At 57.6% G+C, this 21219-nt stretch carries 16 protein-coding genes; 9 read left to right on the top strand and 7 right to left on the bottom strand.

Annotated features, from left to right (window positions below; genetic code table 11):
- The first annotated feature begins 86 nt into the window (after positions 1–86).
- The 6 genes from IEX74_RS01795 to IEX74_RS01770 all read left to right on the top strand — a co-directional run bounded on the left by IEX74_RS01795 (position 87) and on the right by IEX74_RS01770 (position 6173).
- A complete protein-coding gene (locus IEX74_RS01795; protein WP_188810349.1) occupies positions 87–740 on the top strand; it encodes a LutC/YkgG family protein in 654 nt (217 codons plus the stop codon).
- On the top strand, positions 715–1500 hold the full coding sequence (locus IEX74_RS01790; protein WP_188810347.1) for a UDP-2,3-diacylglucosamine diphosphatase: 786 nt from the start codon (positions 715–717) through the stop codon (positions 1498–1500). The genes IEX74_RS01795 and IEX74_RS01790 overlap by 26 nt, the downstream gene beginning before the upstream one ends.
- A gap of 147 nt (positions 1501–1647) precedes the next feature.
- Complete coding sequence (locus IEX74_RS01785; protein WP_188810345.1) at positions 1648–2499, top strand: hypothetical protein; 852 nt, start codon at positions 1648–1650, stop codon at positions 2497–2499.
- 170 nt (positions 2500–2669) lie between these two features.
- Positions 2670–3830 (top strand): zinc-dependent alcohol dehydrogenase, encoded by a 1161-nt coding sequence (locus tag IEX74_RS01780; RefSeq protein WP_188810343.1) that lies wholly within the window; start codon positions 2670–2672, stop codon positions 3828–3830.
- A gap of 271 nt (positions 3831–4101) precedes the next feature.
- The gene (locus IEX74_RS01775) at positions 4102–5682 is read left to right on the top strand and encodes a PSP1 domain-containing protein (protein ID WP_188810341.1); all 1581 of its coding nucleotides are present in this window, start codon (positions 4102–4104) and stop codon (positions 5680–5682) included.
- 8 nt (positions 5683–5690) lie between these two features.
- A complete protein-coding gene (locus IEX74_RS01770) occupies positions 5691–6173 on the top strand; it encodes a gliding motility lipoprotein GldH (protein ID WP_188810339.1) in 483 nt (160 codons plus the stop codon).
- A gap of 115 nt (positions 6174–6288) precedes the next feature.
- On the opposite strand, the gene IEX74_RS01765 is transcribed toward IEX74_RS01770, so the two are convergent.
- Positions 6289–6483 (bottom strand): cold-shock protein, encoded by a 195-nt coding sequence (locus IEX74_RS01765; RefSeq protein ID WP_086592919.1) that lies wholly within the window; start codon positions 6481–6483, stop codon positions 6289–6291.
- A gap of 288 nt (positions 6484–6771) precedes the next feature.
- The gene (locus tag IEX74_RS01760; protein WP_188810337.1) at positions 6772–6963 is read right to left on the bottom strand and encodes a cold-shock protein; all 192 of its coding nucleotides are present in this window, start codon (positions 6961–6963) and stop codon (positions 6772–6774) included.
- Between the two features lie 287 nt (positions 6964–7250).
- On the opposite strand from IEX74_RS01760, the gene IEX74_RS01755 reads away from it, so the two are divergent.
- On the top strand, positions 7251–8540 hold the full coding sequence (locus IEX74_RS01755) for a hypothetical protein (RefSeq protein ID WP_188810335.1): 1290 nt from the start codon (positions 7251–7253) through the stop codon (positions 8538–8540).
- 72 nt (positions 8541–8612) lie between these two features.
- Here IEX74_RS01755 and IEX74_RS01750 read toward each other — a convergent pair whose 3' ends face one another.
- From IEX74_RS01750 to IEX74_RS01735, 4 genes are all read right to left on the bottom strand, one after another.
- Positions 8613–9494: an SDR family oxidoreductase gene (locus IEX74_RS01750; RefSeq protein WP_188810333.1), complete on the bottom strand. Its 882-nt coding sequence runs from the start codon at positions 9492–9494 to the stop codon at positions 8613–8615.
- A 133-nt stretch (positions 9495–9627) separates the two neighbouring features.
- Positions 9628–10524: a hypothetical protein gene (locus IEX74_RS01745; protein ID WP_188810331.1), complete on the bottom strand. Its 897-nt coding sequence runs from the start codon at positions 10522–10524 to the stop codon at positions 9628–9630.
- Positions 10525–10791: 267 nt separating this feature from the next.
- Entirely contained in the window at positions 10792–11817 is a 1026-nt protein-coding gene (locus tag IEX74_RS01740; protein WP_188810329.1) for a ComEA family DNA-binding protein, read from the bottom strand.
- 169 nt (positions 11818–11986) lie between these two features.
- Positions 11987–12952 (bottom strand): hypothetical protein, encoded by a 966-nt coding sequence (locus IEX74_RS01735; RefSeq protein WP_188810326.1) that lies wholly within the window; start codon positions 12950–12952, stop codon positions 11987–11989.
- Between the two features lie 125 nt (positions 12953–13077).
- Between IEX74_RS01735 and IEX74_RS01730 the strand changes: the two genes are divergently transcribed.
- Entirely contained in the window at positions 13078–13671 is a 594-nt protein-coding gene (locus IEX74_RS01730) for a DinB family protein (protein WP_188810324.1), read from the top strand.
- A 121-nt stretch (positions 13672–13792) separates the two neighbouring features.
- Here the strand turns inward: IEX74_RS01730 and IEX74_RS01725 are convergent, their stop codons facing one another.
- Positions 13793–14509: a porin family protein gene (locus IEX74_RS01725; protein WP_188810322.1), complete on the bottom strand. Its 717-nt coding sequence runs from the start codon at positions 14507–14509 to the stop codon at positions 13793–13795.
- Positions 14510–14868: 359 nt separating this feature from the next.
- On the opposite strand from IEX74_RS01725, the gene IEX74_RS01720 reads away from it, so the two are divergent.
- A complete protein-coding gene (locus tag IEX74_RS01720; RefSeq protein ID WP_188810320.1) occupies positions 14869–21111 on the top strand; it encodes an alpha-2-macroglobulin family protein in 6243 nt (2080 codons plus the stop codon).
- Positions 21112–21219: the final 108 nt, after the last annotated feature.

Genomic DNA, 21219 nt, shown 5'->3' with positions numbered 1-21219 from the left:
AGCTCTTTTGTTTTGTGGCTACTCAGTGCCCGTCGAGTCCGTATCTTTGACGGCTGGTATCATCCTTATGACCTGCCAGACTTCTAATGGCTGAAAGTTCACGCGACAGTATTCTACGCCGCATCCGCGAGTCGTTGGAGAAGCCGGCCCCACAACCGGCTGCCCCCGACTTTACGGCTCCGTTGCACCCGGCACCAGCTGACGACCTAGCGGTGATGTTCGCGCAGAGCTTCGTGCGGACTGGTGGTGTTTTCTACTACTGCGAGTCAGAAGATCATTTCTTCGACCAGCTTTTTACCTATAAAAAGGAGAAAAGCTTGGAGAACCTGTTTGTGTGGGAACCTGAGCTGAAAAAGCTGCTCCACAAGGCCGGACTCGTGTTTGTGGGCGACGAAAAAGATTTCATTAAAAAAGCTGATGCTAGCTTAACGACGTGCGAAGCACTGGTGGCCCGCACGGGTAGCGTGCTGGTGAGTGGTGCTTCTGCCAGCGGCCGCCGCCTGAGCATCTACCCCGACCAGCACCTGGTGCTGGCGCGCATGTCGCAGATTGTGCCTGATATTGGAGAAGGATTGCAAGCCGTGAAGGATAATCACGCCGGCAAGCTGCCCTCTATGATTTCGCTTACAACCGGGCCAAGCCGCACGGCTGATATTGAAAAAACGTTGGTGCTCGGTGCGCATGGCCCGCGCAGCATCGTGCTGTTTTTATTGGATGACGCGCCCGCCGCAACTACCTGACCTCGCGCTGCCGGCCGGCCGCCGCGTGTATTTTGCCTCCGACTTCCACCTCGGAACCCCCGACGCTGCCAGCTCCGCCGCCCGCGAACGGCGCATCGTGCGCTGGCTCGATCAGTGTGCCGCCGACGCCGCCGCTATTTATCTGGTAGGCGACATTTTCGACTTCTGGTTTGAATACCGCCATGCCATTCCGCGCGGCTTTATCCGGCTGCAAGGCAAGCTAGCCGAGCTAACCGATAGCGGCATTCCCGTGACGTTCTTCACCGGCAACCACGATATGTGGATGTTCGACTACTTCACGCAGGAGCTGAATATTCCCATTCTGCGCCACCCGGTGAGCCAACGCATTGGCAATCATGTTTTTCACATGGGCCACGGTGATGGGCTAGGTCCGAAGGATTATACGTATAAGTTTCTGAAGCAGGTCTTTGCGAGTCCGGTGGCGCAGTGGCTGTTTGCGCGCCTACACCCAAACCTAGGTATCGGTATTGCCAATAATTGGAGCCGTCGCAGTCGCATTCAGAACACGGCCAAGGACGAGAAATACTTCGGAGAGGAGGAGTGGCTACTGGTGTATTGCCGGGAACTGGAGCGCCTGCATCACCATGATTACTATGTTTTTGGACACCGCCACTTGCCGCTGGATGTAGAAGTTGCGCCCGGCAGCCGCTACATCAACCTAGGTGAGTGGGTGAACTACCGTTCGTACGCCAGCTACGACGGCGAGCAGCTAGCGCTGATGCATTTTGAGCAGGATTAAGTAGTAAGTGCTTAGTAGTAGGCTCTATGATTTAACAGAAACTGAGAAATGAGTAGGAGAGAGACTAATAAGAAAGTTTGGATCAAAAGACTTGTTCTAGTCTCACTACTCACTACGCACTACTCACTTCTAACAGCCCAAACCACAGTGCCATCGGCGGCTTCGGTGGCGCCGGCTTCTAAGATTGCTCCGATCAGTTCGGCGCCTACAGCAACACCTAACCCAGCCCAGCCGGTAGCTGACGTGAATGGCTGGAAGCTGGTGCGTACTATCAAGCTAGCTAGGCCCGGTGCAGCATCTCTGGACCGACGCGGCAATTTCTACGTGGCCGATGAGCAGGATAACATCCATCAGTACGGCCCCGACGGTCAGACGCTGAACACGTATTCGCCGCCGCAACCCGGTCATACTGCTCAGATTGAGGCCTGGAATAGCGCCAAAATTCTGCTTTTTTACGACGACCGGCAGGAGATTGTACTGCTCGACCGCTTCCTGATCTCCATTGCCAAGGTGCGGCTCACCGACTTCGTGGACGGCAGCATTCGGGTAGCAACTCTGGCTCCCGACGACCGCCTTTGGTTGTTCAACGAAAGTGACCTGACCCTGCGACAGTTCGACCCCGGGCCACAGCGGCTCACGCTCAGCACGCCACTCGATTTGATTATTGGGCGCTCTAAACCCGATTTTCGCTTCCTGCGGCAATACCAGAACAACCTTTACCTGGTAGACCGCACGAGCGGGATCTTCGTGTTCGACAACCTAGGTAACTACCGCAAGAAGCTTCCTTTCACCGGCCTGAATAACGTGGGCTTTAAAGAAGATGAGCTATATTATTTAGTTGGTAATCAGCTACATTTCTTTCATCTCTATGCTTTCAATGAGCGAGATGTACCGCTGCCTGCTGCTGCTGTGGAGGTGAGGCAGGTACTATTAGGCGAGCAGTACGCCTACGTTATCACGCCGGCGGGGGTGTTGGTCTACCAACTGACGAAAAGCTAGCCTGGGGAAGCAGAAAGTAAGCTGCCAGCAAAAGAAGATTATGGCTATACGCCCTTATTGAGCTTGGTGTCAGTAACCCACTTAATAGTCGAGCCGTTATTGAAAGCTTAAATGGCAGACTGGCTGGCCCTTGCCGATTCAACTTCTTCCACACCCAAACCTAGATTTCTATGAAAGCACTCGTGATTCACGGGATGAAAGACGTTCGCGTCGATACCGTAGACGATCCTAAAATCGAGGAGTCGCGCGACGCCATCATTCGCGTTACCAGCACGGCCATTTGCGGCTCCGATCTGCACATCTACAACGGCGGCATTCCGCAGCCCCGGCCGATGGTGCTCGGGCACGAATTCATGGGAATTGTGGAAGAAGTAGGCAAGGGCGTGGGCAACCTCAAGCGCGGCGACCGGGTAGTGGTGCCTTTTCCGGTGGCGTGTGGTACGTGCTTTTTCTGTAACCACGATTTGCCCGGACACTGCGAAAACTCCAACCCCGACCATTACGGCCCGGAAGGAGGCTTGCTGACGGAAAAAGGCGGCGCTCTTTTCGGCTACACTGATCTTTACGGCGGCTACAACGGCGGCCAGGCCGAGTACGTGCGCGTGCCCTACGCCGATTATGGCCCGCGCATCATTCCCGATTCGCTCACCGATGAGCAGGCGCTGTTCCTGACCGATATTTTCCCCACCGGCTACTCCGGCATCGACTGGGGAGAGGTGAAAGGCGGTGAGGTGGTGGCCATCTTCGGCGCGGGCCCGGTGGGCATTATGGCCGCAAAGTCGGCGTGGCTGCGCGGTGCTGCCCGCGTGGTTGTCGTCGACCCGCTGCAATACCGACTTGATAAAGCGAAAGCCACGGCCAACTGTGAAGTTATTCTGTGGGAAAATCAGAAGGACGCAATTGAGCAGATTCGCGCCATGAGCGGCGGCCGTGGCGCCGACGTAGTAGTGGAAGCCGTTGGCTTTGAGCCAGTTCGCGACTTGTTCGACCGGGTTAAGTCAGTCGTGAATCTAGAGAAAGGCTCGCCTAAAGTGCTCGAAGCCTGCATGAGCGCCGTGCGGCGCGGGGGTATCGTGTCGGTGCTAGGGGTGTATCCTACCACCTACGACAACTTCCCCATCGGGCAGTTCTTCGATAAAGGCATCAAAATCGTAGGTGGCCAAGCGCCCGCGCACAAGCACATCGATAAGCTGCTGGAGTATGTTATTCAAGGCAAAGTGAAGCTCGATGACATTATCACGCACCGGCTGCCGCTTTCCGAAGCCGCGCATGGCTACGATATTTTCCGCAACAAGAAAGACAACTGTGTGAAGGTAGTGCTGAAACCCTAGGTTAACTAACCTACTGAAGGTCAGGATGACAGTATAGCATGTATCATAGATTCTCCGAAAAGCTCGCCATTTGGCGGGCTTTTTTTGTTATTGCTGATTCTAGGTCGGCAAGGAACATTCAAGACCTAGGTTACCTTAAGGGGCAGTGGATAACCGGTAGCTTACAACCAGAATCTGGCAACAGATGACTGACAAATAAGAAGCGGTATCTTTGTAAACAACCGATTTCGTGCGGCTCTTTGTCCGCCTTACCTATAGATCTTTCCAAGCCGTGGCTTGCACTTCTTGTTCCTCCGGGGGCGGCTGCTCTTCCTCTGCGAAGGGCTGTGGCTCCAAAGGTGGCTGTAGCTCTGGTGGCTGCACCCGCCTCAATGTATTCGACTGGCTTCAGGACGTCGACCTGCCCAGCGATTTTAAAGAGTTCGACCTCGTCGAAATCCGCTTCAAAGGTGGTCGGAAAGACTTTTTCCGCAACAGCAGCCGGCTGCCGCTCGTCACCGGCGATGCGGTAGTGATAGAAGCCGCCGGCAACGGCTGGCACCTAGGTCACGTGTCGCTGAAGGGTGAGCTGGTACGCTTGCAGATGCGCAAGAAAAAGGTGCCAATCGACTCCAAGGAAATCCGTTCGATTCTGCGCGTCGCTACCGATCAAGATGTGGAGCGCTGGAATGCCGTGCGCGACCTCGAAACCGGCACCATGTTCCGGGCTCGCTCGGTGGTGGAAGAGCTGAAGCTGAAAATGAAGCTCTCCGACGTGGAGTACCAGGCCGACCGGACCCGCGCCACGTTCTTCTACTCGGCCGAAGACCGCGTAGACTTCCGCGACCTGATCCGGCGCCTCGCCGACGAGTTTCGGGTGCGCGTAGAGATGCGTCAGATTTCGCTCCGCCATGAAGCTGGTCGCCTCGGTGGTATCGGCTCCTGCGGCCGCGAGCTGTGCTGCTCCACCTGGCTCACCGACTTCAAGAGCGTAAGCACCACCGCAGCGCGCTACCAGAACCTGAGCCTGAATCCGGCAAAACTCTCTGGTCAGTGCGGCCGCCTGAAGTGCTGCCTGAACTATGAGCTGGATACCTACCTCGATGCGCTCAAGGACATTCCGCAGGTGCAACGCCCTTTGCAGACGGAAAAAGGAGAGGCTTTCCTGCAAAAAACCGACATCTTCAAGAAGCGGATGTGGTTTGCTTTCCGGGGCGACAACAACTGGGTGATGATCCCGACGGAGCGCGTGCGCGAGATTCAGGACATGAATAAGCGCGGCGAGAAGCCCGAAAACTTGTTGGCGCCGGTGAAAGAAGAGGAGCGCGCTCCGGAAGTATCGGCGCACGTGGAAGGCAACCTCGACCGCCTCGACGACAAGATCAAGGCAGGCAAGCGCAGCAAGCGCAAAAAGAAGAAAATCAGCGCTGAGCAGGGCCAGCCGGTAGCAGCTGCACCCGCGCCTAAGCCTGGTCAGCCGCAAAAGGAAAAGACGCCTACTCTGGAACCTAGCCCTGAACCTGTGTCAAGTGCTACAGGAGGGGCTGAAGCGCAGGCCGAGCCTCGCCGGCCGCGTGGTTCGGCGGCGCGCCCACTTAACCGGCGCAACAACCGCAACCGCTCAGACAAGGACAATAAAGACCAGAACAAGCCCGAAGGAAGCGGCGAAGGTCGGCGGGCTGACGCACCGCGGCCACCACGCCCCGGTAATGAGGCACGTCCGCCCCGTTCTGCGGGCAACGCAGGCGGTGACGCGCCGCGCACGGGCAACGAAGGCAGCGAGCGGAATGGCCGCCCACCGCGCCGCGGTCCGCGCCCACCCAGGCCCGGCGGTGCGGGTTTGGGCGGTGCACCTTCCACTCCAGCTTCCTGATTTTTGCAATGCGTAAACTGATTTACTCGTGGCTAGCGTTGAGCTTAGTGCTCACGCTGGCTTCCTGCGACCCCAACCAGGTAGTTGAGAAGAACACCGACCTCGACTACAACCACTGGGCCGTGCGGGTGAAGCCCACATTCGAGTTTGAAATAGCCGACACCACGCAGCGCTACGATATCTACATTAATATCCGCAATACGCTCTCGTACGGCTATTACAATCTTTATGTGAAGCACACGCTCACCGGGCCCGACAATAAGGTTGTTTCGCAGCTGCTGCATCAAATGCTGCTCATGGATCCGCAAACCGGCGAACCTTGGGGCAGCGGCACCGGCGATATTTTCGACCACCAGTTTCTGGCGCTGCCTAATCAGCATTTCCGCCAGCCCGGTATGTATAAGATTGTGCTGGAGCAGTACATGCGCCAAGATCAGCTGCCCGATATTATGTCGGTCGGGGTACGTGTAGCGAAAGTGGCTAAGAAGTAACTCAGCCGGGACCTAGGTTCCAGCTGAGTTGGCAGAACATAAAAAAAGCCGTCCGGAAGCTAGCTTCCGGACGGCTTTTTTGTACCTATTGCCCCAATAAGGGCAGGTGCTACGACTAGCTGATAAGACGTACTTTAACGGCATTCAGGCCTTTCTTGCCCTGCTGCACATCATACTCTACTTTATCGTTGTCGCGTACGGGTTGCATCAGGTTAGAGGCGTGAACGAAAACATCCTCACCACCGTCATCTGGCTTAATAAAACCGAAACCCTTGGTTTCATTGAAAAATTTTACGGTACCGGTACTCATATTGTGCTAGGAAATGAAATGAATTGTGGTGAAAGAATGCGCTAAAGGTAAAAATTATTTCGAGTTATCATCTACTGCGCAAGAAAACCAGCCAACTCTTTTTCCTAAATAGCTTGAGCTAACAGGAAGGCATAACTGAACTGTAACTCAGCTATATGATGCTTGCCACCTTGTTAGCGCTTTAGCCAGCGGTAGGCTAGGTAGTGGGCGGAACAACAAAATCCCGCTCGGGCCGAACCCGAAGCGGGATGCGCAAATAGATAGTGCTAGGCTGGGAGGGTAGAAGGCTTAGATGCGCTCAACCTTGACGGCGTTCAAGCCTTTTTTGCCTTCGATAACTTCAAAGGATACCCGGTCATTCTCGCGAATTTCGTGGATGAGGCCGGTCTGATGCACGAAAATATCCTGGTTGTTGTCGTCCTGAACGATAAAACCAAAGCCCTTCGATTCGTTGAAGAACTTCACTTTGCCTGTTTTCATAAAGAGCAGGTGATTTGGAATTGTGAAAAGAAAAAGAATAGAGTAAAGGAAACAGTAATGAACCCAGACGTAGCCACAGGCGGCAGTCCGGGGCGAAAATAAGCGTACCAATCAGGAACTACAACAACCTAGGTAGGCAGAATAGCGGGAAAGTGACAAATAGCGGCAACAAAGCGCCGTCACCTGGCCGCGTAGCAGAACCATTGCAGATTCCGGAGTGGGGCATCAACTCTGCTGAAGGGCACGCGTATAGTTCAGATCAAGAAGTACTTGTTTTCCACCCATCTATGTACTCTTCCATGAAAGACGATAAGCAGAACCCCGATACTAATGCCTCGCAGGTGACAGATGGCGCTTCGGCTGATTCTATCAGTATGCGCGCCAAGATGGGGCCCGACGCCACTAACACCTTGGCCAATAACCCAACGCAACGGGAAACCCCCGCCATGAGCGGCGCCCCGCGCCCGGATCAGGCAGCCACTTCCAGCGAATCGTTGGCCGACTCGGAAACGAGCGTCGGTCAAGGCAGCATTGGCGGCGAGGGTGGTCAGCAGGAGAACAAGGAAGTTGTTCCCGGCAGTGTGCAGCCCGGCGCGGGCGAGTCGCAGGAGCAGCAGGAGCGCAAGCAGCACCCGGATTCGGAGCCTGGCAACCGCTACGGCGGCAACTTTGGCAACAGCGTGCAAGGCATTTACCAGGACCACGACCGCGAAGAAAACCAGCTGAGCGGCGCTAGTCGGGGCGAGTTTGGGACGCATGCTCATGGCAACACCCACGGCGGCTACGGTAATCAGTTTCGCGACACGAATACACAGGGACAGTACGACCTCAGCGACGGACCGCAGGCAAACTCTTACCGCAGCTACAGCGGGCGGGACGATACCTTCCGCCCGGAGCAGCGCCAGCCAGGCTACGCTGCTTACGGACAAGACAACCTACCCTACGAACAGCTGCAACCTGGCTCCCAAGCCGATGGCGAGGGCAGTACGTACCTCAATGATAACGGATCCGGCTACGGGCGCGGCCAGGGCTACAGCGCCGATTACGGCACTTCGTCGCTGACCGACAGCAACATGGGCACCAACTTCAACGCCAACCCAACGGGACCCAGGCAGCGGAACCAGAGCGAAGATCAGAACTCGTCGCGGGGCGGCTACGACAACCAGGACTACACCCAGGGTGGCAACGGCCAACGTAAAAACCGCGACGAGCAGGAGCAAAGCTATGATCAGGCGGAAAACTCCGATACTAACAGCCGCGGCACCTACCAGCAGCCGTCGGCCCGCGACCGGCAAGAGGATAAGATGAACCGGAGCGGCTCGGGCGACGGCAAGGGCGACTACAGCGGCAAGAGCACCGATGGCTTCGGCTCACAGGGCGGCTCCTACGACGACGAGTACGCTTCTTCGGACCCCAACAACACGCAGGGAGCACCCGTGCGCGGCGACTACGACAACGCCGACAAAGCCCAGAACTATGGCGCCGACAAGCGCCCCGAATATCGCTCCGACGACAAAGCTGACTACGGCTCAATGCCGCGCCGCGACAAAGGCCGCGACACGGCTAACAACGACTAAAACCTAGGTTGAGGTAAAGAAAAAAGGCTTCTCATGTTGATGAGAAGCCTTTTTTGTGCTAGCAGCTTTTGCCTAAGAAGCAGGCTGAAAGTGCTGGCGGTAATCGTGCGCAAACTGTGCAATGGTGTGCGGCGGCCGGCCCGTAAGCTGTTCGACCGTATTCGTAATGGCTGCCGCGCGGTTATCTTTGTCGGCGCGGTATAGCTCCAGCATCACCTCGGCCATGACAGGTGGCGCTTGGCTCAAAGCCTGCCGGGCCTCTGCTTCTGAGATGTCGGCATACATGATGGGGCGTCCCACGGCCTGGCCTATTGCATCGGCTACTTGCTGCACAGTAAGCGCTGCGGGGCCGGTCAGCGTATAGGTTTTGCCTTGGTGCTGACCTAGGTCGCTGGTGAGAATGGTAGCGGCGACGGCGGCAATGTCGCGCACGTCGATGTAGCTGACGCGACCCTCACCCAGGGGGAGTTTGATCTGGTTTTCGTGGCAGATAGAGTCGACATTGCGGTTGGCGAAGTTCTGCATGAAGTTGCACGGGCGCAACAGCACGTAGTTCAGGCCACTGTGCACCAGGTGCTCTTCGACCGCCTGATGCCACCGCCCCAGCTGAATGCTAGGTTGCGCATCGGCCTCCGCCACGGAAAGTTTCACGAGCTGCTGCACACCGGCCTGTTTCGCCGCCTCAATGAGCTGCTTGCCGATAGCCACTTGATTTTCGGTGGCGGGCGTAATCATGAATACCCTATTAACGCCCGTGAGCGCCACGTGCAGCGTGTCGGGGCGGTTGTAGTCGATTTCTACGAGCTGAATATCAGGGTATATATGCCGGAGCCGGTCGCCTTTGATAATAGAATGCACCCCGGCGCGCACCGTGGCGCCGCGGTTAACCAGGTCGAGCACTACTTCGGTGCCTACGGTGCCGGTGGCACCCGTAACGAGAATGGTATGAGACATCAGAGGAGGTAGTGAGTTGTAATTGGTGAGAGTAGTAGCGTACGGCTGGCTTGCGCAAGCCGTTTAATTTCCACTCAAGCGGGCAGCTTGCTAACCTAGGTTTGGTTCCGGCTTTGCCCACTATTTCATCAGCTCACTGTTTCACCTCACCTCCCGGCTTTTGGGCCCGGAAGATCTTGCCCTTCTCGTTGCTGAAAACAAAATCGTGGTTGTTGACGAAAACCAGGGCTTCGGCCTGGCCGCTGCTCGGAATAGGCAGGCAGCTTTTGAGGCCATCGAAGAGCTTGCGGCCTGGCTGCCGCTCAATCAGGTAGATGTGGCCGTAGCCGAGCAGCGCCACCGTATGCCCATCGGGGCTAATATCAGCGCCTGTAATCCAGGTATTTATCTGGATGCTGTCGACCAGGATGGCGGTGTGGCGGCCGGGCCGGGCGGGTAACACGTATTCTTTCACCCAATGACCCTCGCCGCGGTTTTTGGTGAACAGATACAGGCTGTCCTGACGGTAGAAAAAGGCCTCGCAGTCGAAGTTGCGGGCTACTTTCTTCGGCGGAAACGTGCGCTGATCGGGGTAGCGAAAGTGGATCGTGTCGATAGTTGGCTTTTGCGGCAACCCGCTGAGCCGGTAAATAACCAGGTTCTGGCGCTTGTTCTGGTTGTTGCCAAAGTCGCCGATGTAGAGGCGGCCCTCGTCGTCCTGGGCTAGGTCTTCCCAGTCGATATTGACCAGGGGAGCTAGGTTCAGAGTTTGCAGCAAATCGCCCTGGGGCGTCACTTTGTAGAGCCGGGCCGTGTTGCCGCCGTCGGCGTGGGTCCAGAGGTCGCCTTCCGGGTTGGCCAGCTCAAAGCCGGAGCTTTCCACCACGTCGTGCTTCTGCATTCGCCCGACCTGCTGCACCGTGTAGTCTTTGCGCACCTTCTCGAAGTTGCCGCGGCCCTGATCTTTGGCGCAGCCGCAGAACACGGATTGAACAAAAACAGCAATCGGGAACAGCTTATCGCGCAGCAAAAACAGTACAGGAGGAACCATAGTGAATATCCGGCTGGCTCCGCGCAAAGCACAAGCTGTTACCTGGCCCGCCGTGTCCGTGCATACGCAAGGTTGAGGTAGAAGGACGATTTGGAGAAGAGAATTATAATCTAATGTGTTGAGAAGAAGAGGTATAAGATAAAAACTTGTGTCATCCTGACGAAAGAAGGCCCTAATGCCACTTGAACAAAGCTCACGCAAGTCGTCTAATTGCCATTAGGTCCTGCCTTCGTTAGGGTGACCTTGATCTACAAGGTGTTATCAGGCTCAAAAGCGCAGATACGGCCGCAGCTTCTCGAACGTAGCGTCGTCCAAGATGCGGATCTGGCGCAGGTCGTCGGCTTGCTTGAAGGGGCCGTGCTGCTGCCGGAAAGCTACCACCACGCGGGCCAGACGCTTGCCCAAGTACGGATGATTCTGGAGCTCATCGAACGATGCATTGTTGACATCCACGGGCGCAGGCGCAAAGCTAGGTTTCACGAAGGTATACTTGCGCAGGCTGTCTACTAGGTCGGGCGCGTCGCGGAGGCTGTAGATTTCGGCCATCTGCTCGGCGCGCACAAAGCCGCCCAGTCGCGCCCGGTACGCCACGATGCGGGCCGAAATGCCGCGCCCGATGCCCCGAATCTGCATCAGCTGCGTCGTGTCGGCGGCGTTCAGGTCGAAGGCCGCCAGGTGCGTGGGCTTGCGGGCAAACTTGCTGGCCGGGAAGCCAAGGCGGTCGGCAAACTTCGAGGCAAAGCGGTTGCTGGCGGCGTAGTCGCGGGCAGCGCGGGGTGGCAGCTGGTCGGGCAGCAGGATGTAAGGCGCCAGGCGTGCGTACACCGAATCGGGCAACCCATAGGTGCGCCGAATCTGCTCTTTGGCCTTAAAGCCGCCGATAACATCGCGAAAATGCACGATGCGCTCGGCTACGAAGTGCGGCAAGCCCCGCGCTTCCCAGTCGAGCGGCGTGAGCGTATTTGGGTCGAAAGGAGCCAGCGCAACCTGCGCCACTGGGACCCGCGCCGCATAGCGCCGGCGCGGGTAGCGCGAGAAGGTGCGCGGCTGGCGTTGGGCGGCCAGCTCAGCGGCTAGCTTATCAAGCTGGCGTTGATCAGCCGCCGGATCATACTGCGGCAAAGCCGGGCGCAGCAACGCCGGCAAAAACAGCCACAGCAGCAGCAAAAGCACCAGCACCACAAACCCCGACGTTTCGCGGCGCGAAAACCCAAAGTAGCGGCGAATAGCCGTTTGCGCTTTGATAAAAAAGCTGGGAGGAGGTGTGGAAGACCTGGCTTGTTTAACCTTCATAAAGCACGTTAATAGCAGCTTAGCGTATCAAAGTGCTCCGAAAATCAATTATCATTCCGATGTAGCGCGAAGCCTGCGCTTCGCGTATCGTTGAACGACTGGTACCTAGGTTTAGCTAACGATTTCGTTCAACGATACGCGAAGCGGGAGCTTCGCGCTACAGCGCTGGTTACCGCCTGATCTTCACATCTACATCGTAGCGGTACTTGGGCGGGCCGCCCAGCGGAATGGCAAAAAAGGGCAGGGCCGTATCGTACTGGTCCGTGACGTAGAAAACCAGGTCGTTGCTCGCTCTCGACAGCGAGTTAATCTGCATGTCGAGCGAGAGGCCGTGCTCTTTCTCGCTGATCGGGTGGGTGCTGCTGGTCCACTCATTGTCGCCACTAACGGTGGCCGCGTGTCCGTTCTTCGCCACGCTGAAGATCTTGATGGTGGCGTCTTTATCCAGATCGAAGTTGCTTTGCTTAATGCTCACCACCCGGTCGTTGACAAACGGATACAAGTGCGTGCGCGTTTTGCCCTGCGAAAGGCGGAAGGAGTACTCGTAGGTGAAAGCGTTGCCACCTTCCACCGGCACATTCTGGCTCGGGCTGGTACTCAGGAAATAGCGGTACAGGTTGCCGTCGTCGCCACCCAGGCCTTGCGCCACGAGCTTGAACACGTAGCCATCGAACTCCGGCACAAACTCACCTTCCAGCGGGTTGAGCGGCCCGAAGGTGTACCACGCGTTGTCGTACCTAGGTTCGGCGCCAAAGCTTTGCTGCTTAAGCAGCGTGCCCTCGCGGAAGTTGCCGCTAGGCTCCGGCTTGCGTGCATCGACGCCCGAGTGGGCGCCGGTACCGCCGTAGAGGCTGAAGCGGGTTGTGGTATTCCAGCCATATTTCCGCTCGTCGTGCTGGCCGCCGCAGTCGGGGTCGAACACGCGGATGTACACGGGCTGGCGGTTGGCTTTCGGCACCAGAAAGAAGAAGGTCTGCGCAAAGTCATCGTCGCCCCAGCTCTTTTCGGCTTTGTTGCCGAACGTTACCAGAAAGGCAATGTTCTCGCCGGGATTGGGCACGGCCTGGGCTTGGGCAAAACAGGAAAAAATAACGCCGGTCAGCAGCAGGCACAACCGAATAAAAGGACGAAACATAGAGCCAAGATACCGAGATTAGGACAAAATCCGGGTAGGAAGCGGCCATAGCGTTGCCGTTCATGTCTGTGGCACGTATCATTACAGCATATTCCTCTCCCTATTCGCTTCCGCTCGCTTCTGCCATGAGTCCCACCGCTATTCGTACCACCGACTTTCTGGACCGCCTGAAGGCTGATCTGCAAACGCTGCGCTCGATCACCGCCAGCGAGTTCCGGCCGCTCACCGACGAGCAGCTGAACCGGCGACCTAGCCCTGGCAAGTGGAGCGTGGGCCAGTGTCTGGAGCATCTCAATATTGTGGGCGGACACTATCTGCCCAGCATTGCGCTTCGTCTGCGCCGGGCCAAAGACCGAGGTTCACGCCCCGCCGAGATGGTGAAATTTGGCCCTATTGGCCGCCGGTTAGTTGAATCGATGCGGCCCGATGACGCCGCCAGGCCGCAGAAGGCGCCGCAGAAATTTGCTCCCAGCGGCAGCCGCCTGCCCCGCACCGTGGTAGAAGTTTTCAGCCGGCAGCTAGATGAGCTGCTGAACCTGGTTGAGCAGGCGCGCGAGGTGAATGCCAACAACGTGCGCATTCCCAACGTCATTATTCCGCTGGTGTTCCTGCGCTTGCCCGATCAGCTGGAGCTGTTGGTGGTACACATGCAGCGGCACGTTGTGCAGGCCGAACGCGTGCTGACGAGCACCGTCCGGCCAGAAAGCGCGCGCGAATAGCTAAGGATACTATAACATCTTGTTAGAATATTGAACACAAGCACAATACAAAGCTGTCCTGATTAAAAAAGCCCCGGTTAGCGTTTGCTAACCGGGGCTTTTAAGTGGTAAGCTATTTCGTTTAGAAAAAATAGCCAAACGTGAGTTGGACAACACGGTTACGAACTTTGTCTTCGGAACCATTACCAGCCGAATTATCTGGAGTTAAGTTGCTCAATCCTAGGCCGTAACTAAGCTGGATCTGCGTACCGTCTACCTTGTAGCCGATACCTAGGTTTGCTCCTGCATCAAGACCCCGGACATAATACTTGTTGCTGCTACCTTCTTTGCTGGCAAATTTCACATCGTCTTTGTAGGAGTCGGTGCCGGTTTGTGCGCTGTACGTGTAGGTGGATTTCCCTTTCACGGTTCCACTTAGGCCAAACGCTACGTAAGGGCCAGCAAACACCTGAAAGCCACCTTTCGCCCCGTTGGTGCTGTACACCAGGCTGACCGGAATTTCGGCATACCGGAGACGCAGGGTTTCTTCATTTTTGTAGCTGCTGGTCAGAGAAGAGCCGCCGCTTTCCAGCTTATCTCCTTTCATTGTGAACAGAATAGCTGGCTGCAAAGCTAGGTTGCCAAACTGCGCGTTAACTGCAAGCCCGATCTGTGGGCCAAATACTAGCTTGGAATCCGGCTTCTTTATGCCGGCTTTTTTTGTTGCCTCGCTTAGCTCATAAGAAATTTTGGATACGTTCAGGCCCACACGCGGTCCAAACGAAACCTGGGCGCTGACCGCACCCGCACTCAGCAATAAACCAGCAATTAATAATCCTTTTGATAGATAGTTGTCCATGAAAATGGCTTTGAGAAGAGAAATACTATTGCAAAAGTAAGTCGTAAGATTAATATATTAAATTCTTAATATTAATGACGGCTACCTGAGCTAAGCGAGTGTGGGGGAGAAGGATAAGAATTGAAGTAATTTCTTAGTTAGGGTATGGAATAACCCTAGGTCCGGCATCTATTCTGTAGGCCGGTGGTCGAAGCGGGTAGTCAGTAGGAACGCGCCACGGCGCGTTCTCGTCCGGGTGACGTGCCCACAATAGGTGCTAGCGGCGCAAACGACGAACGCGCCGTGGCGCGTTCCTACTGCCCCAACGCTTCGACCGCCACCTTCTATAGAACTTGCCCCACTACTGTTTAGCTACCCTTATGCGTCCGTTTGCTCTGCTCTGTCTGTTTTTGCTGATGTTGTTTAATGCTGGCTCTTCTGCTCCTACGCCGCCTACCGGCCCAAACCCCAAGAAGTGGAAGCAGATTGATGCGCTGCTCGCGAAAGATCAAACGGCTTCCGCCGGCAAGCTGGTAGAGGAAATTTACCAGGCCGCCCGCCAGCGGCAGGACGCGCCCGAGTACCTGCGGACCCTGCTCTACAAGCTGCGGCTGCTGGAAGCCAAAGAGGAAAACGCCGACGAAAAGTCGATAGCACTGGTAGAGAGTGATTTGGGCGCTGCCAAATTTCCTGCCCGACCCATTCTGCACAGTCTGCTGGCTCAGCTCTACGCCAACTACTACCAGCAACACCGCTATCAGCTCTACGACCGCACCCGTGTTGCGGCCTTCGGTTCCGTCGACCTAGGTACCTGGGATGCGGCCCGCCTCGGCAGCGCTATTGTGCGGCACTATCAGGCATCCGTTGCCGATGAGCCACATCGCCAGCAGAAGCTGTTGCTCAAGGACCTAGGTTATGCCGTGCGCGGCGGCGACACGGAAGGGCGGGCTCTGCGCCCCACCCTCTACGACGTGCTGACCCACCGCGCCATTGATGGCCTCGGCAACGATGAATACTACACCACGCGCCCGGCTGCGCAGTTTCGTCTGACAGATCGGGCGTTGTTGGGTCCGGCGCAGGCGTTTGCGCGTCTGCCGCTGCAAGCGCCGCCTGCCGATTCACTCAACGGGCATTTTCACGCGTTGGGGTTGTTGCAGCAGCTCACCGCGTTTCGCCTGGCGGCGGCCGACAACCTGGCGGCCCTGGCTGATGTCGATCTGAAGCGGCTGGCTTTTGTGCAGCAGCACGCCGAGTTTGCCGACAAAGATTCTCTTTACCGGGCGGCGCTGCTTCGCGAAGCAGAACATTACAAAGTGCTGCCAATCAGCACGCAATTTTTAGCTGCCGCCGCTCGAACGTTGGAAGAAAGCCAGCCGGCCAAGGCGCGCGACCTAGCTTTGCAGGCCGAAAAGCGGTTCCCGAAATCACGCGGAGCGCAGGCGGCAACGGCCTTACGGCAGCGCATCGAAGCCGTAGAGCTGAGCTTCACGACGGAAGAAGTGGTGCTGCCGAATCAGCCGTGGCTGCTGAAGCTGGACGTGCGCAACGCCACGCGGCTGTATGCCAAGGCGTACCGCATCAGCACGGCGCAGGCGTTGCAGAGCTTGCAGCGCGGCGACGATGGCACGGAAGCGTGGCTGAAAAACTACGCCCGCATCCTAGGTGCCGCGCCGGCCGTCGCCTGGACCCTGAGCGTGCCCGGCCGGCAAGATTACAAAAGCCACTCGGTGCAGCAAGCCGGGCCGGCGCTGCCGCTAGGGCGTTACCTGATTATCGTCAGCACTGCCGATGACAACCCAACGAAGGCGAGTAAGGGCGTGACGACGGCGTTCGAGCAGCTAGCCGTGAGTGAATTAAGCCAGGTGCGGCGGCAAAGCCCAGAAGCGCAGGGCGGCGCGGAACTACTGGTGCTGCACCGCCGACAGGGAACTCCGGTTGCTTCCGCGCAGGTCACGCCTATTCTCAACAAGTTCAGCAAAGAAAAAAATCAGTGGGGAACAGTGCTCGGGGATACGCGGCAGACCAATGCGGAAGGACGCGTGTCGTTGCCCGCGGATGTTGCTGACAGGCAGCTTGAGGTTCGCAGCCAGACGCGCGGTGTCGTGCTGCACCACGGCAACGACAGCCTGATCGTACAGGATTACCTAGGTTACTACGGGCAGAGAGCCGAACCGCAGCCCGCCGAAACCCGCACCTTCCTCTTCACCGACCGCGCCATCTACCGCCCCGGCCAGACGGTGTATTTCAAAGGTATTGTCGTCGAAAAAACGGCCAACCAAACCCGACTCCTGACCAACACGGAAGAAACGATTGAGCTGCACGACGTGAACGGCGAGACGGTGCACGAGGCTAGCTTCCGCACCAATGAATTTGGCTCTTTCCACGGTTCGTTCGTGCTGCCCACGGGCTTGCTGAATGGCGAGATGCAGCTACAAGCGCAGGAGGCCGATGAAGGCAGCGTAAGCTTCGCTGTGGAAGACTACAAGCGCCCTACGTTCCAGGTGGTAGTTGAGCCGGTAAAAGGTACGCCGCAGCTAGGCAAAGAAGTAGCCGTGCGCGGGCAAGCCACGGCGTATGCTGGTCAGCCCATCGACGGGGCGACGGTGCAATACCGCGTGGTGCGCCGCACGGTGTGGCCGCTCTTCCGGCCTAACCTAGGTGGGCGCTACAGGCCCGAACTTTACCCAAGTCAGGCGGAAGTGGAAATCGGCAACGGCACCACCCAGACAGCGGCTGATGGCAGCTTCAGCGTCACTTTCGTTGCCCAGGCCGATACCGTAGCTGCTCGTGGAAAAGGCGGCCGGCCGGGCTACATCTTTGAAATAACCGCCGACGTGACCGACGCAGCCGGCGAAACCCGCACGGGCCAGCAAAGTCTTAGCCTCGGAGCCAGCACGCTCAGCCTGCGCCTGATTATGCCCGAGCTGCTGAATCAGGAGCGTGTGCCGGCGCTTAGCTTGCTGAGTACGAATGCCGCAGGGCAGTTCGCGCCTGCCCGTGGGCAACTACGGCTTTATCGCCTCACGCCGCCTGCCCAAAGCTGGCGCCCGCGCCTCTGGGAACGGCCTGAGCGCGAAAACCTAGGTCGGGAAGAGTTCAAGCAGAAATTCCCACGGGACGCCTACGCCGACGAAGACGACGAAAGCAAATGGGCGCGCACGCTGGTGCTGACCGAGGAGTTTGATACCGAAAAAAGCCCGCTGCTTACTGCCCTAGTGGCACAGCTTCGGCAGCAAACGCCCGGCCGCTACCTGCTGGAAGCAACTGCTTCTGAGGCAGGACAGCCGGTTAAAACGGAGCAAAGCGTCACCCTCTACACGCCTACTGCTACCACGCTGCCCGTGCCTACGCCTGATTGGTTTGTGAGCTTACAGGACAGCGTGCCGGCCGGACAACCCGTTCGCTTTCTGGTAGGTAGCAGTGAGGCCAACGCACGGGTGCTGGTAGAAGTTGAGGCGCAAGGCCAGTCGTTGCAACGCGAGTGGCTGACGCTAACGGCGGGCGAGCAGCGCCTGCTCACGGTGCCTGCGCCCGGCAAGCTAGGTGAAACGCAGCTCTACATTCACACCACGCAGGTGCGCGATAATCGCCTCTACACCCACACGGCCACGGTGCAGGTAGCTAGCCCGGCCGAGCCGCTGGCCGTCAGCATTGCTACCTTCCGCGACAAGCTCCAGCCCGGCCAAAAAGAAACCTGGCGCGTCACGATTCACAACATCAACGGCAAACCCGCTGAAGCAGAGCTGCTAGCTGCGCTGTATGACCAGTCGTTGGATTACTTCCGGCCGCATCAGTTTGAAGGGTTGCGTTTCCCGACCGCATACGAGTCACCTAGGCTAGGTTGGGAGGGGAGTTTTAGGGTTGCGAATTCACGGTGGTTGGTGAAAGAGGAAACGCCTGCTTCGGGTGCAGAGCTAGCCTATCCTTATTTGAATAAGTGGGGCTTAACGCGGCTAGCTGACGCGGCTGAGAGGTCGAATACGGCAGAATCACAGATTAAAAATGCGCTGCAAGGCAAAGTTGCTGGTGTGCAGATCAGAGGGGCGCGTAGCAGTAATGTCAACATTCGCATCCGGGGAAATTCCTCAATGGCGGCACCCGCGCCAATGGCCGAGCAGCTCAACGAAGTAGTAGTAGTGGGCTATGGTACTCAGAAGCGCAGCGATTTAACTAGCAGTATATCAACCGTAAGCGTACGTCAAGCGCCCGACCTCTCCGCCGTTCAGGCCCGCCAGAACTTCCAGGAAACCGCTTTCTGGCGACCCGACCTACGCACCAACGCCAAAGGCGAAATCGTGCTGGAGTTTCAGATACCCGAAGCCGTGACGCGCTGGCAGCTGCTCGCCCTGGCCCACGACAAACAGTTGCGCAGCGGCCTGCTCCGCCGCACGCTCGTGACGCAAAAGGAGCTGCAAGTAACGCCCAACGGGCCGCGCTTCTTCCGCGAAGGCGACCAGCTCCGCTTCGCCGCTAAAGTGAGCAACCTCACGGCGCAGCCCATGCGCGGCACCGCCCAGCTGTTCCTCTTCGACGCCCGCACCCAGCAGCCCATTGATAGTAAGCTGTTGAAAGGCAAGGCACAGCAGCAGTTTGACATAGGTGCCAACCGAAGCAGCGCGCTGAGCTGGGACCTAGCTGTTCCCGAAACTGCCGACGGCCAAGTGCCCCTGGAGGCCATTACCTACCGCGTAGTCGCCCAAACCGAACCGGCCAAAAACCAAAAACGAAAAGCGAAAAACGAAAAACGAGTTTTCAGCGACGGCGAGGAAAACACCCTGCCCGTATTGCCCAACCGCCTGCTCGTGACGGAGGCGCTGCCGTTGTCCGTCGTTGGGCCGGGCACGCGGGCTTTCGAGCTGAAAAAGCTGACCAGCACCACGTCGCCCACGCGCCGCAACTACTCACTCACACTGGAAATGAGTCAGAACCCGGCGTGGTATGCCGTGCAGGCGCTGCCGTACCTGATGGAGTACCCGTACGAGTGCTCCGAGCAGCTGTTCAGTCGGCTGTATGCTAATTTGCTGGCGGCGAAGATTATACAGAGCAATCCGCGCATCAAGCCGATTCTGGCCGAGTGGAAGCGCGCTGCCCAAAGCGGTAATAAGCAAGCCTTGGCTTCCAAGCTCGAACAAAACCAGGAGCTGAAAAATCTTTTGCTTCAGGAAACGCCGTGGGTGCGCGACGCGCAAACCGATACCGAGCGGATGCGCCGGCTGGGCGAGCTGTTCGACGAGTCGCGCCTGCAAGCCGAAACCGCCAAAGCGCTTACCAAGCTAGCCCAAATGCAGCAACCCGACGGCGCTTTTCCGTGGTTCGAGAAGATGCCCGCCGACCGCTACATCACGCAGTTGATTGTGGCGGGTTTTGGCAAGCTGCAAAAGCTAGGTGCCTTCGATGCCACACAGAACGAGCAAGCCAAAGCTATCCTGCAAAACGCTCTGCGCTACCTCGATACGCAGCTTCAGCAGGATTACGCGCAGTTGCGCCGTCAAAAGGCTGTCGACCTGAAGGCAAATCATCTTTCCGATCTACAGATTCAGGCCTTGTACGCTCGCAGCTTCTGGCCGCAGCAACCCGTCGCGAAGGACGCACAGGCAGCCCTAAGTTATTATCAGGAGCAAGGCGCTGGCTTCTGGCAAAGCCAGACGCGCTACATGCAAGCGCAGCTTGCTCTGGCACTGCACCGGCAAAAGAAGCAGTCGGCGGCAGAAATCATAACCGCACTCCGCGAGAATGCCCTGCACAGCCCTGACCTAGGTATGTACTGGAAAGAAGTGCGCGGCGGCTACTATTGGCGCGAGGCCCCCACCGAAACCCAGGCCACGCTCATCGAAGCCTTCGACGAAATTGCCAACGACCAGCAAGCGACCGACGAAATGAAGCTGTGGCTGCTCCGCCAGAAGCAAACGCAAAACTGGCCCAGCACCCGCGCCACCGCCGATGCCTGCTACGCTCTGCTCCTGCGCGGCTCCGACTGGCTGCAACCTAGCTCGCCGGTGACGGTGCAGATAGGAGGGAAGCCGGTGCAGCATGGCGCGCTCGAAGCAGGTACGGGCTACTTCAAAACCACTTTCCCGGCTGCCGAAATCAAGCCAACGCAAGGGCAGGTGAGCGTAACGAAGCCCGATGCTGGTCTGACCTGGGGCGCTTTATATTGGCAGTATTTCGAGCAGTTGGATAAAATAATGCCTGCCGCTACGCTCCTGAGTCTGGAGCGGCAACTCCTGCGGGAGCAGCGCACCGCAGGTGGCCCGGTGCTGGAAAAGATAACGCCAGCTACGCCCCTGCGCATCGGCGACGTGCTGGTGGTGCGCCTCGTGCTGCGCTCCGACCGCGACCTGGAATACGTGCACCTCAAAGACCAGCGCGCCGCCGGCTTGGAGCTGATCGGGCAGCTCAGCGGCTACCGCTACCAGGGTGGGCTAGGTTACTACGAAAGTCCCCGCGACGCCGCTACTAACTTCTTCATCAGCTACTTCCCCAAGGGCGTCCACACTTTTGAGTACCGGCTACGGGCGGTTCAGGGCGGCGACTTTTCCAGTGGCCTCTCGCAGCTGCAATGCCTGTATGCCCCGGAGTTTACGGCGCATTCGGCTGGCACCCGCCTATCGATTGCGCCGTAACGCATGTAGCGCAGAAATCCGTTCCGCGACGAGCAGCGCGAGTTCTGACGTCTGCTAACGTTAGCACGCGCGCGCTACTCGCCACACGTGAAAACCTAGGCCATAATT

It is taken from the genome of Hymenobacter cavernae, from assembly GCF_014641455.1.
Classification (GTDB): domain Bacteria; phylum Bacteroidota; class Bacteroidia; order Cytophagales; family Hymenobacteraceae; genus Hymenobacter; species Hymenobacter cavernae.
This window is presented reverse-complemented; position numbering and strand designations above follow the sequence as displayed.